Source organism: Carboxylicivirga longa, assembly GCF_050589825.1.
Taxonomy (GTDB): domain Bacteria; phylum Bacteroidota; class Bacteroidia; order Bacteroidales; family Marinilabiliaceae; genus Carboxylicivirga; species Carboxylicivirga longa.
Map to the genome: position 1 here is coordinate 72,427 of NZ_JBNGOZ010000015.1, position 13,925 is coordinate 86,351.

The 13,925-nt window shown below is 41.3% G+C and carries 12 protein-coding genes; all 12 read right to left on the reverse strand.

Annotated features, from left to right (window positions below):
* Window positions 1–27: 27 nt before the first annotated feature.
* From ACRD7A_RS13530 to ACRD7A_RS13585, 12 genes are read right to left on the reverse strand one after another with little or no spacing between them, the layout of a single operon-like run.
* Window positions 28–588, reverse strand: a complete 561-nt coding sequence (locus ACRD7A_RS13530) for a glycoside hydrolase family 108 protein (RefSeq protein WP_430811595.1) — start codon at window positions 586–588, stop codon at window positions 28–30.
* The gene (locus ACRD7A_RS13535) at window positions 585–998 is read right to left on the reverse strand and encodes a hypothetical protein (protein ID WP_430811594.1); all 414 of its coding nucleotides are present in this window, start codon (window positions 996–998) and stop codon (window positions 585–587) included. The genes ACRD7A_RS13530 and ACRD7A_RS13535 overlap by 4 nt, the downstream gene beginning before the upstream one ends.
* A complete protein-coding gene (locus ACRD7A_RS13540) occupies window positions 995–1,327 on the reverse strand; it encodes a hypothetical protein (protein WP_212220934.1) in 333 nt (110 codons plus the stop codon). Before ACRD7A_RS13540 ends, ACRD7A_RS13535 begins: the two co-directional genes overlap by 4 nt.
* A gap of 1 nt (window position 1,328) precedes the next feature.
* Window positions 1,329–1,961, reverse strand: a complete 633-nt coding sequence (locus ACRD7A_RS13545) for a P-loop NTPase family protein (protein WP_430811593.1) — start codon at window positions 1,959–1,961, stop codon at window positions 1,329–1,331.
* Between the two features lie 14 nt (window positions 1,962–1,975).
* Complete coding sequence (locus ACRD7A_RS13550; protein ID WP_430811592.1) at window positions 1,976–2,842, reverse strand: hypothetical protein; 867 nt, start codon at window positions 2,840–2,842, stop codon at window positions 1,976–1,978.
* A 34-nt stretch (window positions 2,843–2,876) separates the two neighbouring features.
* Entirely contained in the window at window positions 2,877–5,213 is a 2,337-nt protein-coding gene (locus tag ACRD7A_RS13555; RefSeq protein ID WP_430811591.1) for an LPD1 domain-containing protein, read from the reverse strand.
* A complete protein-coding gene (locus ACRD7A_RS13560) occupies window positions 5,210–8,962 on the reverse strand; it encodes a strawberry notch-like NTP hydrolase domain-containing protein (RefSeq protein ID WP_430811590.1) in 3,753 nt (1,250 codons plus the stop codon). Before ACRD7A_RS13560 ends, ACRD7A_RS13555 begins: the two co-directional genes overlap by 4 nt.
* 30 nt (window positions 8,963–8,992) lie before the next feature.
* Window positions 8,993–9,163, reverse strand: a complete 171-nt coding sequence (locus ACRD7A_RS13565) for a hypothetical protein (protein WP_430811589.1) — start codon at window positions 9,161–9,163, stop codon at window positions 8,993–8,995.
* Window positions 9,141–10,271: a hypothetical protein gene (locus ACRD7A_RS13570; RefSeq protein ID WP_430811588.1), complete on the reverse strand. Its 1,131-nt coding sequence runs from the start codon at window positions 10,269–10,271 to the stop codon at window positions 9,141–9,143. The genes ACRD7A_RS13565 and ACRD7A_RS13570 overlap by 23 nt, the downstream gene beginning before the upstream one ends.
* Window positions 10,272–10,284: 13 nt before the next feature.
* Window positions 10,285–10,785 carry a hypothetical protein gene (locus ACRD7A_RS13575; protein ID WP_430811587.1) on the reverse strand — a complete coding sequence of 167 codons (501 nt, stop codon included), beginning with the start codon at window positions 10,783–10,785 and terminating at the stop codon, window positions 10,285–10,287.
* A 2-nt stretch (window positions 10,786–10,787) separates the two neighbouring features.
* Window positions 10,788–13,289 (reverse strand): hypothetical protein, encoded by a 2,502-nt coding sequence (locus ACRD7A_RS13580; protein WP_430811586.1) that lies wholly within the window; start codon window positions 13,287–13,289, stop codon window positions 10,788–10,790.
* Between the two features lie 19 nt (window positions 13,290–13,308).
* On the reverse strand, window positions 13,309–13,914 hold the full coding sequence (locus tag ACRD7A_RS13585) for a hypothetical protein (RefSeq protein WP_430811585.1): 606 nt from the start codon (window positions 13,912–13,914) through the stop codon (window positions 13,309–13,311).
* Window positions 13,915–13,925: the final 11 nt, after the last annotated feature.

Here is a 13,925-nt window from a genome sequence, read left to right on the forward strand (position 1 = left end):
TTAAATTATAAAAATACAATTTTGAAATCAACTTACATATTCAATAGCTCCAATACGTTTCAACCAACCTTCCAAAAACAAATGATTCTTGCCTTTTTTAGAAATGGAATGATAATACCTTACCCTTGCTCTGTGAATGGCAACAAACAACAATTTAGGTTCACAAGCATTTATCGCAGATAAGGTCTGTTTCCCAATAATACCGTCCATCTTTAAGTCGGCATCAAAAAACTGGTTTAAAACACGTTGAACACCTCTCGCACCCCAATGACCGCTATTGACACACCAATCAAAGATTATTTCTTGTAAAGAACCGTTTGAAATACCGCCAATACTGAACTTCTCATAAAATGTATGGCAATAAAATTCTTTTACCATACAATTCAATTGAGGTATGTCAATGTGTTTGTTCCAAGGTATTTCACCATAGGTTTCTTTATAGGCATCAATGTATTGCCATCCTTCCCAATCGGGATGCAAATTCCGGGCAACACCCATGTAGGTTTCTCCACCTTGGTCGCCCTCTACGTTGGCATAATAGCCTTCATGTTTGATTACACCATCAAACAACTCATCGAATGTTTTCATTGTTTACGTCTGTTTTTAAGTTTGACATCGTTAACTCCTGATATTGCACCACCAAAAAGAAAGTCAATAATGGTGCTTAGTTTGGTGGATATTCCACCGTTGATACTGCTTACAAATGCTATTTGCCAATCATCAAGCTGAATGGTGTCAAAAATGAAGTAGTTCAGCATTACGAAAGTCAAACTGCACCAAGCAAGCAAGAAGAAGATAGCAAAGGCTTTTTGAAGCCAACTGTCTTTCTGATACATCTCCCTGGCCGAACTCCTATCGGCAACTGCCATCTTAAAAAGTTCCATTTTCCCCTGGAGCTTTTCTTCTTGTGTGGTGAATATTTCATCAATCAGCTTAGTTCCCTCTTTTAAGGTTTCCGCAGCTCCGGTATTGATTACCTTTCCAAATAACTTTTTCATTTCTCTACAAATTTTAAAATGGTATCGAGCTTCTCGTTAAGCTGCTTTATGGTTTGATGGAATAGTTCTTTGCTGACATATATCTCCTTGGAGCTATCCCTCAAATCAGATATTCGTTTATGCAGTACTGTAAACTTGTTTTCGCATGAAGCAAGCTCTTTTGTCAAGTGCTGAATATCCTTTTCTAATAAATCGGTTTTAGCATCCACCGTTTCCTTTGTGGCATTCTTTGAAATGGCATTGCGGATGATGAAAGAAACTACACCAACGATAAGCGAACTGAAAGCACCGATAACAAGCCAATAGAATTTTATTGTCATTTCTTCCATGCTAAAAGATTTTAATGGTTTCTGTGCTGCCCTCCGGAAAGCGGTTTTTCTCCATCGTTGCACTTTGATTTTCGATGTGCATAATGGCATCCACAATATGTTCCCACTTCGTTCCGCCTTTAGAGCTGCCGTCTCGGTTTGCCTGATTGATGATTACAAATGAGGTGTTGGGAAACTGTTTCTTCAGCTCTTTAAATTCCTCGTGAGAAATATCGGTCGTTTGTGTACTGTCGATAAATACCACATCGTAATCCTTGAATAATCTTGGATTGTAGTCCTCGATGATTCCAATCGGACTGTTAATTCCAAGCCTTACCACTTTCTCCTGCATTGTTCCTTTTGCGCCTTCTTCATTGGCTACATACAGGACTTTATAGCCGTGTTGTTTTACCAATTCATCGGCAAACATTAGGGCAACGGTGCTTTTGCCGTGAAAGCGTGAGCCGTAAATCATTATATAGAATGGGATATACAGCTTACCTAATAGCCTACCGAACTTTCCCCTGATTGAGATGGTCTTAAAATTCATCTTGGCAAGGTCGTTTGCCAAAACAACCTGGTCGGATGCGATGACTGCGGTTCTTGTGGTGCCGGGATTGAATGCCCTGTTTTGAGAGCCACTACTTTTGGGCATGGAAGTAGTGGCATTTACTTTCCCAATCCGGCAATGCCTTGTAGCCCTTTTAACTGAACATTGGTAACAAGCAGTTTGTCGCTCTCCAGATAATCGTGCAAATGCTTTTGAACGTTTTTCACCTGTTCAAATTCCTTGTCGGATTTGTCAACCTTACCATTTTTCAGTGAGTTGGTAACTGAGGTAAGCAAGCGTTGGGCTTTTGCCTTTGTGATATTACCATACAGATTGATAAACCTTTTAATCAATGCAACTGCCGGAGTAACACCATAATCATCCACAATCTTTTTCAGCTTCGTGTATAAGGAATCCGGAACTTCAAACTTGCAAGTACCATTCATATCCTTGTAAGTCTTGATAAGGTCATTGCTGATGCTTTTAATTTCAGAAGCATACTTACTTGTTTTGCGAATGGTCTTTTCGGTAGCAGCCTTTTGAATCACCTTGTACAAAAGCGATACCTGACGTTCAGATACCTTCTTATTGTGGAAGTTCAGATAACGCCTGATTACTTTAATCTCCAACGGCATCAAATCAACCTCTATGGGTTTTCGTTGTGCTTTTTTGGGTGCTGCTGTTTTCTTGGTGGCTGTCCGTTTTGGAGCAGCTTTCTTGGTCACATATTTTGTTGATTTTTGTGACGAGGTAGTCTTTTTCTTCACTGGTGATTTCTTAGGTGCAGGGCTTTTCTTTTCTGAATCCTTTAGGTAAGGTTCAACGATTTTGAAATGATTATCCAACATCTCTTTAATGTCCTTATCCTCATTGTAGAAATCGGCAAATGAATCGAACTCTTTATGTGCTTCCTGTGCTGCTTCCGGCAACTTTTTGAAGTCAATATTTTTGGTGGCTTCCTTGTAATTTTTGATTGTTAATTTCATACTATCTGATATTAAGTTTTTAGTACACTATTTATTATTCGCTGCCCTTCGCAAGGGCTTGTTTCTGTTTAATGCGAATTGCTTTAGCCCTGATTTTGGCAAGTTTCAGTTTGCGCTCTTTGCCCACTATTACACCTTTGTTCACGCTGCCTTTTTCGGTTAGGTCGATGTATTCATCGGCTCGTTTATCGGTAAATGGCTCAAATGATTTTATGGATAAATGCTCTTTGATGGCATAAATCAGGTTATCAAAGCACTTGTTGATGTAAATGCGTTCCTGACCTTGCGGATAAACAGGATGAGAAAACATACCACCTGATACCAGGTAGTTATTTACCCGGTTCTTTTCCTTTAGCTTGTCGTACACATAGCACTCGAAGCTTCGGGCAAACATCTCGGCAATATCTTTCCAATAAGCACCTTGAAGTTTGGAGTAGTGATACAGGTAGCTGTCGGTTCTGCGTTTCTTTGTTTCGTCAAAATCATTGTAGCTAACTGCTTTATCTTCCAAAGCATAATAACCAAAGCGGAGCATTAGAATTAGCGAAACGATACTTGTATGCACCACCGATTGCCTTTCCTGAAATGTTGGTACAACCTTCTTAATGGAGGTCTTTAAAATATCCTTGAACCAATCTTTTGTTGGCGAAGAATTACCACCAATGAAATACTTCTTACGATACCCTAAACTTTCAATGATGGTATTCAGATAACTTTCTGAACGTAGCGGTTTGGTTGATAATTCCAAGCCATTCAAGTAGTGGTCAAAGAAATGTCCCCACTCATGGGCTACCGAGCCATCACCGTTTCGTTTGGTCAGGTTGATGAGCTGGCGTGTTGGATAATAAGTCGCCATTGCCTTACCTCCACGACCAAACGCACCGAAAGCAATAGCCAGGGCTTCGTTTATGGATAGGTTGATGTCAAGAACCTCACATAAATCAACGATGGCTGCAACAAAGTGACGAATGTGTTCCCTCGCTTCATCATCCTTCACATAGTTTCCTAATGTGAGCGATTTAAAATGCAGCTTCTTGATAACCGTATTTTCATCCGCTTCCTCAATCAATAAACCGCCTGTACGCTTGATGTATGATAGCGGTACGGCTTCTATCTTTGGCTTGCTGCTACTTTTAGATTTGCTTGTTTTCTTTATTTCTGCCCAGCTCCAATCTGGTTTAAATTCCTTGTATGGGAATCGTTCTTTTTGCTCATCGTATTCTCTTTTTGCATCATTGATAAATCGTGTGCAAACCTGAGTAACATACCTTACATAGTCCTCCACAGTCCGAACGCTGCTCAACATACCTCCCTGAAAAGTCAGGTCATTTTGCTTGTGGCGTTTCATATCGGCAGGAGAAAGAATTTGCTTAGCAGAATCAATACAATCCTGTTGGCGTTTTATCCGTTTGTCGGTGTACTCTTTCAACCTCTTAGCATGTGGAGCTGCCTGTTCTTTTGTGATACCTGAATATTGATGGGCTTTCATGTAAGTTTCCTTGACCGCAGATGTTGTCCGATAGCCCTTAATGGTAAAGACAATATTGCGAAGTGCCTTACCGAATATCATTCCAAAATCATGCTTGCCCACAATCTCACCACTATTGGCAATGGTATCGAGCTGCTGTAAATCCGTGATTGAAATAGCATCATTGAGAACACTTGCAAAAGCTTCTGCCATTTTCACATATTGTTCCCTGGCTTCTTTGGTGTTGGCATGTGGCTTAGCAGGAAATGCCTGACGAACCTTTACTTTCAAAAAGGCACAACCTGAATCCGTTCCATTTTCTTTTTCTGCCTGTGGGTCAACCTTTGGAAATACCTTATCTTTTTTAATTAGCTCGATAGCGGTTGCTTCATCCTGTTCGATGCTGTTTAAATCGCTACTGCTGATAAGCTTGTTGTACATGGCTTGTTCTTTCCTGGAACCATGAACACGCTTTCCGGCATCTTTAAATTCCCGGTTCTTTTGCTTCTCCTGCAAAGCCTTTTCGACTTCCGTATCAATATCCCCAAGGTCATCATTGGGAGTTGCTAAGTTGGCGCAGTAGTTTTCGTATAATGACCAATCATCGCTGATAATAAAGAAACCATCATTGGGATTAGGTTTGTAACCTTGCTTTGTTTTGTAGCCATTGCGACCTTCAATGAAGCCTTGTTTGGGTAGAATCCAAACGAAGTCACCCTTTCTCGGTTTGTAGCGAGTGGCAATAATATCGGTTGCTTTCTCAAAACCTTTATAGATGGGCAAAGCATTGACATTAACGCCCTCTTTAAAACCATTGGATAAGATGGAAGCCTTTGATTTTCCTTTAGTGCGAATATCCTTATGGATGGCTTTGTACTTTTTATAAAACTCCTTCTCGGTCATAGTATGGTCTTGATTTTAGGATGAGTACCAAGCCCGGCAACTGCCCGAAGCTGTTTCTGCTTAATCAGTATTGCCTTTGCCCTAAGCTTTACAAGTGTCAATTGCTTACCCTTGTCAATGCTAATTTTCTTTCCTTTCGGTGCGGATTGCTTTTGTTTGGCCAGTCGTTTGGGAAATTCCTTTTTGTCCTGCTCAAACATCTTCATTGCTTCATTGGTAAGGCTATCAGTTGAATTGCCTCGCTTTGTTCCCTTATCCAAAAACTCATCGTAATAATGGCGTGGAATTTTAACCGAAAGGCTGAATCGCTCTCCAAGTAGATTAAGCAGTTTGGTCATCTTGCTTTCTTCAACCGAAGCCCTCATATTGCCCGAAACCATTTCAAAACCATCCCGATTATTAACCAGAAGTTTCACCACTTCTTTATCGGTGTAAATGGGAATATGCGTTTTGGTTTTCGGCATGATGACCTTAAAAGTGCCATCATAATGCCTGGCTATTGTAATCCTGTTTTCGGTGGCAATGGTAGCTCCATTGCGAAGGCTCATAATGTGCTTTTGCAGTTTGGCTATTGGAGCTACAACATAGTTGTCTGCCTTATTATTGTTATTGTCAGGCGACCATGCTTCACTCATTAATATTCCTTTCTGAACACCTCTGCCTTTAGTGGTAAAGCTTACCAACTTACCGGGAAAATCGGCAGAGCCTTGAAGTATGTTTCCTGTTACGATATAGCGGATTTGTCGGTCGGCGGTGAAGTCTTTAATAGCTTCATCCCAACGCTCAATCAAGCTTTCTTTTTGTCCTGTGGTAAGCTGCATACTACGGCTCATTACACGCTCAATTTCTTTGGCGGTATCACCCGATGCAGGGAGAACGATGTATTTACGGCTGTCTGAAATGGCAAAGCGAAGCTTCACCGATGACGGAGCATAAGGATTCTTGCGCTTTGGGTTAATGTCGAAACCAAGAAACACGCAATAAGAATTGGAACTGCTATCGGTTTCAAAACTGACTGCCGGATAGAAATAACCATGACCGACTTTAAAGAACTTGAAAAAGTTGTTCAAGTAGCGTTTACGGTTCTCGCTTTGTGTTTTGGTCTTGGTAATCTCGGCTTGTTTTCCTTCTTCAATTTCTTCGGTTCTTTCAGCGACATAATCTCTTTGGGCTGCTTTGTCATATACCGGAATTTTCTGATAGCCTTTCTCATCGGTAATACCATTAAAAAGCTCTTTGTATTTATCCTCCAACGCTTTTAAATCCTCAGATAACTTGTTTTGCACAAATTTCTCGTGAGCTGAAACTATTTCTTCAGAAATGCTATCGGGGTGTTTACCGCTTAATTGTTTTTGAATAAGCTTCTCCAATTCAGCTTTGCCATACGGCTTTTTAAGTACGTTACATTCGCATTTTTCCAAAAAAGTATCATTACCAAAAACCGAACGCCCACCTTTTCCGGCAATCACAACACGCTTTTCAAGTGATTCTGCTTTTAGGTTCAGGACTTCCACTTCAAGGTCGTACTCATCGGCTTGCTTGAGATACTCCACATAGTCGTTGTATCGCTCAATGACTTCCTGATAAAATTTCTCTTGTTCCTTAACCGATAAAACAGCCACTCGACCTGTTACTTTTGAAGCATCACCTTCGGATGGGGTTTCATCGCTGTCTTTTCCTTCAAATTTGAGTGGGTTATCCAGGGCTTTGTTTAGTTCCTCATTTTCCAACATATATTGGCGAACCACTTTGTCACCGTATTTATTCAGAAAGTCATCCGATTCTAATTGTGATTTACTGCTTTTCTGGTTGGAGGTGGTATTGGCATCCAATGATTTCAGCTTCTTTTTGAGCATCATCATAAACCGCTTTTGTGCAGGAATAGACGAAATAATGTAATCGTAAATCGGTTTCATTATCTGCCCTGTTCGGTTGATACGTCCACGCTTTTGAATCTCTGTATTGATATTCAGTTCAGGTTGGAGTATCACCATCACACGTTGCTTCACTTTTTCTGCTGGCACCTTATCCGTAACAATGGCATGTGCCGAAGCTCCTGTTGAACCACTTTGATTGATAAGCAAACAATCAATTTCATTGTCATTAAACTGTCGGAATAAATCGGCTGTATTTTCCTTTTTTCGGCTCATCACCAAAGCGGTTGTATTCTTTGCCTTGGTGGAATTGTACTGGACACAAAGTTTTCGACCTGTAACCTCACCAACTGAATAGCCGGCTTCTTTTATCTTTTGGATAATAAGGTCCAGAGGGCTGATAGTAATTCCTGTTGAAGCCTGTTCGATTCGCCTGATAATATCATAGTAAGCCAATTGAGCATCTTCGGATAAATCGGCAATATTGAATTGTTTACCCTGTGATTCTCCATCAATATCCTTTTCGGTATAACGAAGAACTGAATCCAACCCCTTTTCCAAAACGGTTGAGAAGTCTCCGTTTATCACATCATCGGGTTTTGCCATTCCTTCTAAAAAGCTCCCCATTGTGGAGGCAAAAGCAATGATAGGTTTCTTACCTTCTTTTAACCTGTTTATGGCATGGTCGGCAACATCGGCAGCGTTCAGGCTAAAGAGTAATTGATTGATGACGTTGAAGACTTTTGAGAAATACGGAATATTATCAACCCCGGCTTTTTCAGTTCCTTTGCGTGTTTCAACCTCTTTACTTTCGGCTGCTGCAATCTTATCTAGCTCATCAACCTGTTTGTTAATGTACTTCTCCTGGAACCCGATAATATCACGGATGATTGAGGTAATCTTGTCGGCAGTTTCAGCTTGCTCTTTGGCTTTTTCTTTCAGCTCGATATAGTTTACTTCCACACCTTCAAAAGAGCGTTCACGCCTAATCATTTGCCCCTCTGAAACTAATTGGGCTGCTAATACTTCCTGTAAAGCCACACCGCCTTTGGTGATGGCTTCTACCAAGTCCTCTTTGCTCATATTAGCATCGCTCATTGAAGTCTTTTGAGCGTAAATCGGCATATTATCAGGTCGTTTGGCAAAGGTTGCAGATAAGAAACAAACGCCTTTGGTTTGCCTTAACACATCTTGCATAAACTCACCTGTATTGGAACTACCCGAAGCATTATGAGCTTCGTCCATTATGATGATATTACCGCTACTTGCAGCATTTAAAAACTCTTGTTTGGCTGGCTTTTTCGGCTGATTGAACTGCGAATAAGTGGCACAAACAAAGTTGTAATTGTTGGGTACTTTCTTACCCTTGATAATCCTTTCTTGTGTAGGTTTTTCGGGAGCTGTATAAATGACTTCACCGCTTTTGTCCTTTACATTGGTTTTGCTCTCTTTGGTGTTAACGATAAACGGTACCAGGGCAGAGCTACCAATGTCCGATAAGTCACGATACAAGTCAGTAAATAAGTTCGGCTTTTCGGATAAGAACACAGGTTGCAAACCGCTTTTAACACCATAGCGGATTAAAGCTGCTGCGGTTCTACCTTTACCAATTCCTGTTTGGTCGCCAACAATGATTCCCTGGCCACGCTTTTCGATATTGTAAATTGCCAATGATACTGCATCAATCTGTTCGCACGAAAGCGACTTGACAAGCTCGTCATTGCTGTAATCGAGTTTCTCTGCAACATAGTCAAACAAAGGCATTCCGATACTTTTCTTTACTTTTCGGATAGCGATGTGCATTTCGTGACCCATTGAATCGGGAACAGTTGTATCCAGGATAAAACCTTTTTCGGCTGTCGGGATATATGCCATGCCCAATCCTTTATGGCCGAACATCCCTTGTTAATACTCATGTTCATTTTGAGCCAGCTTTTTGGTGCGGACAAAGCTTTTGTTGTTGTTGTTGTTGGTTTTAAAACCCAATTCAATAAGCCGTGCCGATATATGTTTTGGCGGAACGCTACCAAACTTTATGGTAATGCTGCTTTTGCTAAATGATATTGCTTGTTTCATGCTGCTTCTGTTTTATGAGAATTGCTTTTGCTCTCAATCTGGCAATGTTCTGGTTGATTTTCGTAAGTATTTCTGGAGATGGTTGAAGTTGAACTCTGTCCCAAAGTTCTTCATGGGTATTGACAACGGTGCTGTGTAATTTATTTTTAAGCGGAGCTGCTCCATCGGGAACTGCTTTTGCTCCATCAATCAAAATCAATCGGGTGTTGATTGAAGTTCCTTGTCTGGAGTACAACTTTTTGCCATTAATCGGGATAATATCTTCAACGTTGTAAAAGTGATAGAGGTAATTCAGGAAAATGCGGTTAGTACCTGCCGTAACCCGACCGTGTTCGTCCCAAGTAGTATGACCACCTATGATAATGGCAGCTTTACCGTCATCCTTCATGCAACGCAAAGCGTTTAATGCCATTGCATGTTCTAATCGTTTGATTTTAAACTTTCCAAAAAGTTCAGGTTGAGAAAGTGAACCAAATGGCGGATTCGTAACTATACCATCAAAACTTCTGTCATAAGCTGCCGGAGGTTTTAAAGCATCCCAAGAGCTGACCTTTGCGAAAGGTTGTTCTTTCAGGTTGGCAAGCCTTACATCGTCTAGCTCGTTAACATGGGTATAGTGATAAGGTAAAGCAATGGTTAAAAGTCCGTTCCCTGCCGATGGCTCTAAATACTTTGGAAAGTCGGTTTTGTCATTGGTAAGGTGTGCATTGCCGACAATTTTGCCTTTAGTGCTTCCTTTTACAATATTCTTAAAAGCTTTGTAGCCTGATAAGCTACCTGATTTTAAGATATAACTCGATGCCAGGAACGAGATGGGTGCCGGAGTGGAATATTGCTGCATCAACACACTCATGCTTGTACGCATGGAGAGGTTAACCTGTGAGTGATACAGGGCTACAATATCAAGGTATTTTTCGTAAGTGGTTAGCGAACTGTTGTGTGCTATCTCTCTTGCGTTTAGGATTATTGCCAGTTCGGTAAATTCTTTCACCAAGTTCTTATTAGCGATACCGAAGCTTTTGGCAATGCTTTCAATAGTGGTTTTAGAGTGCTTACGTCCGCCTTTTAAATCCTCACGAATCCTTGATATGTAGCCCTTTTTATCCATGAACAAACCAGAACTACATGATTGTGTGAGCTAAATAGAAAAGTCCAATGAATATCTCTGCTGCCATTGTCAGCTCCAAACACCAAATTCGCTTATCGGCAAAGCCTGTTGCAATCAAAGCCGAAATAGCGATGATGATGGTGTATTCGATATTTCCGAAACTGAAATAATAGCTTAATCCAAGGAGTGTAAATCCGCCAATTGCCGATACATAGTGAGCAATACGGATAAACAGATTTCGTTTAAAGTCGGAGAATACACCCACTAAAAAGATTCCGATACCGCCTCCGATAACCCACCAATCAGCAGATTCTTTAATAAAAAGACCTGTTATGATGATGGCCAGTCCACAAACCCACATCACTATCTCAAATACAAGTTTGTAGGGTTTGCGTAGAAAGTAATTACTATCGGAAATTGATTTGCGGATGCCATGAACCGCTATGATTGAGGTAAGATAAACTACCAACGCTATAAATGCCGTGAAAAGGCTTGCTATTACTAATACTTTCATAATTATTGAAGTGTAATGGTTTTGTCTGTTTCATCTTTGAAAGTGAGCTTCAGGTTGTTTCCTGCAACATCTACCGAAAGGCTATCCACATCGGCATCCACGAAGTTTTTCATGAAGTTGATTTGGAAGTTCAGTATCTCAGTCAGCTTTGCTTCCCAATCTTCACCTGAGAAAATGCCGGAATCACCATACACCTGTAAGAACTTTTTCAGGAAGTCAGGAATGTTCTGTAAGTTGACATCCCAATCAGCCCCAACTGTGGCATTTTCTTCAATACCTGAAAGCTTATTTTCGTCTGCCTGTGGGTAACTGCGTTTAGCATTATTGGCTTCAATGGCTGCTGCCTGTTCTACCGATATGGTAACAGGTTTATTCTGAATATTGGTGTCCCAATCTGCTCCAACAGTTGCACCTTCTTCGATTCCTCCAAGCTTTGTTTCATCCGCTTCGGGATAAGAGCGTTTTGCTGTATTCGCTTCGATAGCGGTCGCTTGTTCCTCTGTTATGGTAGTTGGTTTATTGGCAATATTCGTGTCCCAATCAGCCCCGGCTGTGGCGTTTTCTTCAATTCCCGAAAGTTTGTCCTGGTCAGCTTGTGGGTAGCTTCGTTTTTGGGCATTGGTTTCAATAGCTGCTGCCTGTTCTGCCGAAATGGTAACAGGTTTGTTTTGGATATTAGTTTCCCAATCTGCTCCAACAGTAGCACCTTCTTCAATTCCTCCAAGCTTTGTTTCATCGGCTTCGGGATAAGAACGTTTTGCGGTATTCGCTTCAATAGCGGTAGCCTGTTCCTCTGTTATTGTTGTAGGCTTATTGGCAATATTCGTTTCCCAATCAGCCCCGGCAGTTGCATTTTCTTCAATGCCTGAAAGCTTATCTTCATCGGCTTGTGGGTAGCTTCGCTTTTCAGTATTTGCCTCAATAGCTGCTGCCTGTTCTGCCGATATGGTAACAGGTTTATTCTGAATGTTAGTTTCCCAATCACCCCCAACAGTCGCACCTTCTTCAATCCCTGCCAATTTGTTTTCATCCCCTTCGGGATAGGAGCGTTTTGCAGTATTTGCCTCGATTGCGCTCGCTTGTTCCTCTGAAATTGTAGTAGGCTTATTCGCAATATTTGTTTCCCAATCAGCTCCGGCAGTTGCATTTTCCTCTATGCCTGAAAGCTTGTCTTCATCAGCTTGCGGATAACTGCGTTTTGCATTATTGGCTTCAATATCGGCTGCTTGTTGTGGCGAAATCGTAACAGGTTTGTTCTGTATATTCGTGTCCCAATCTGCTCCAACGGTGGCGTTTTCTTCAATCCCTGCAAGCTTGTTTTCATCCGCTTCGGGATAGGAACGCTTTTGCGTATTTGCCTCGATAGCTGCCGATTGTTCTGCCGAAATGGTTGTCGGCTTATTCTGAATATTAGTATTCCAATCAGCCCCGGCAGTAGCACCTTCTTCAATCCCTGCAAGCTTTTCTGCATCTGCTTGTGGATAGCTGCTCTTTTTGTTATTGTTCTCAATTGCCGTTGCCTGTTCTGCACTAATGGTCGTTGGTTTGTTTTGCAGTTCCTCAAAATTAGAAGTCAGGTTCATATCGTTTTCCAACTGCGAAAGTTTTGTAGGAATGGCAATATTGATATTACCATCAGGGTCGGTTACAAAACCACCATGCACTTCGATACCACCATTGGGCATGTACACAGGACTTTTCTCTGAAATGAGTAAGTCTTCAACATTCCCGGCGATTATCAGACCACCGCTAATTTGCTGAACAATGGTTTTGGGTCTGTATTCCGGAGCGGATTTCGAACGTGCAATATTGATGAATGAACCAACCGAAGCCCTGTCAAGTATCGTGTCCTGAATATCCCTGTTCATCTTGAAGTAGGTATCAGAAAACACAATCTTGTTGTAGCCCCTGTCAAATACACACGACTGATTGACCTTCGCCTCGAAACAGCAATCGTCAATGTTGGTGGTACTGTTCAGGAAAGCTATTGCACCGCTTCCGGCATCGGTGTATTCAAAGCGTATGTCGGCAAAGTTGATAGCACTATTGTAAATCTCAATAGCCTTATCACTTTGGAAAATCACAGGCTTAACGTATGTTCCAACTACACCATCGACCTCATTGCTCAATGAGCAGATGTTGATTTGGTAGGAGAAATCACGAAGGACCAGGAACGTTCCCAAATCATTGATGTAAGTACCATCCTCAAACATGATGCTGATGCTTGCACTTTTGTTGGTATGGTACTTCAATGCTTTGGGCAGAGAATCAAACAGCCTTTGAAGCTTTGAAAAAGGAGTTCCCGAAGGAATAATAATCGCTTTGCGTTCAACATCGTATTCAAAACCTGTTATTTGTTGGTCTTTACTCATATCAAACACGCCCTGAAACACCTTGTATTGTTCGTGTTCCATGCCCAAATAAGCGTACTGGCCATCAGAAGCCCATTCGCCTTTTTTCAATAACGGTGGGGTTGTTCCCCTAAACATCTTTATAGTTCCCATATCTAAAGTCTTTTAATTGCTAAATCATTGCGTAGGCTTGCTCAAACAATTGGTTGGAGACGTAATTACCACCAGTCTCGACCTTTGTCATAGAAAGCACCAATAAGCGGAGTGTGTTTTTTGTAGGCAGGAGCTTTGCACTCTTGCTGACCTTTAAATCCTTGCAAACCGTTTGGATGTAATGGTCTGTATTGTTTTCAAATCGGGGAGCATATTCTTCGACCAATAACGGCACGGTATTCTTGCCCTTTTCAATGTCGTGCTTGAGGTCTTTTATCATGGCACGAACGCCATAAACCGGAGCAATAAACATTTCAAAACGTCTGTCCTTATTTTGCTCTTTGGGCAGTTTACCGTTCCATTTGATGTTGGTGAAAATCAGGTTTCCCGGATTGTTGTTTCGGATGCCCCTGGGTGCATTTGAGAGATAGGTATTCCCACCATTCCAATTCTGAAAATTTGAGGGTAGTTCGTTATTGTTGGTTGTCAAAACGTTTGAACCACGAGGAGGCAATAGCCCACGTTTGCGTTTGTTTCGTCTGCGAACGAGTACAATTGTGGTAACTATTGCCCCTGTGGTTAACACCCCTCCCGAAATAAATAATATCTTTTTCTTCTTGTCCATAGCTTTATTGT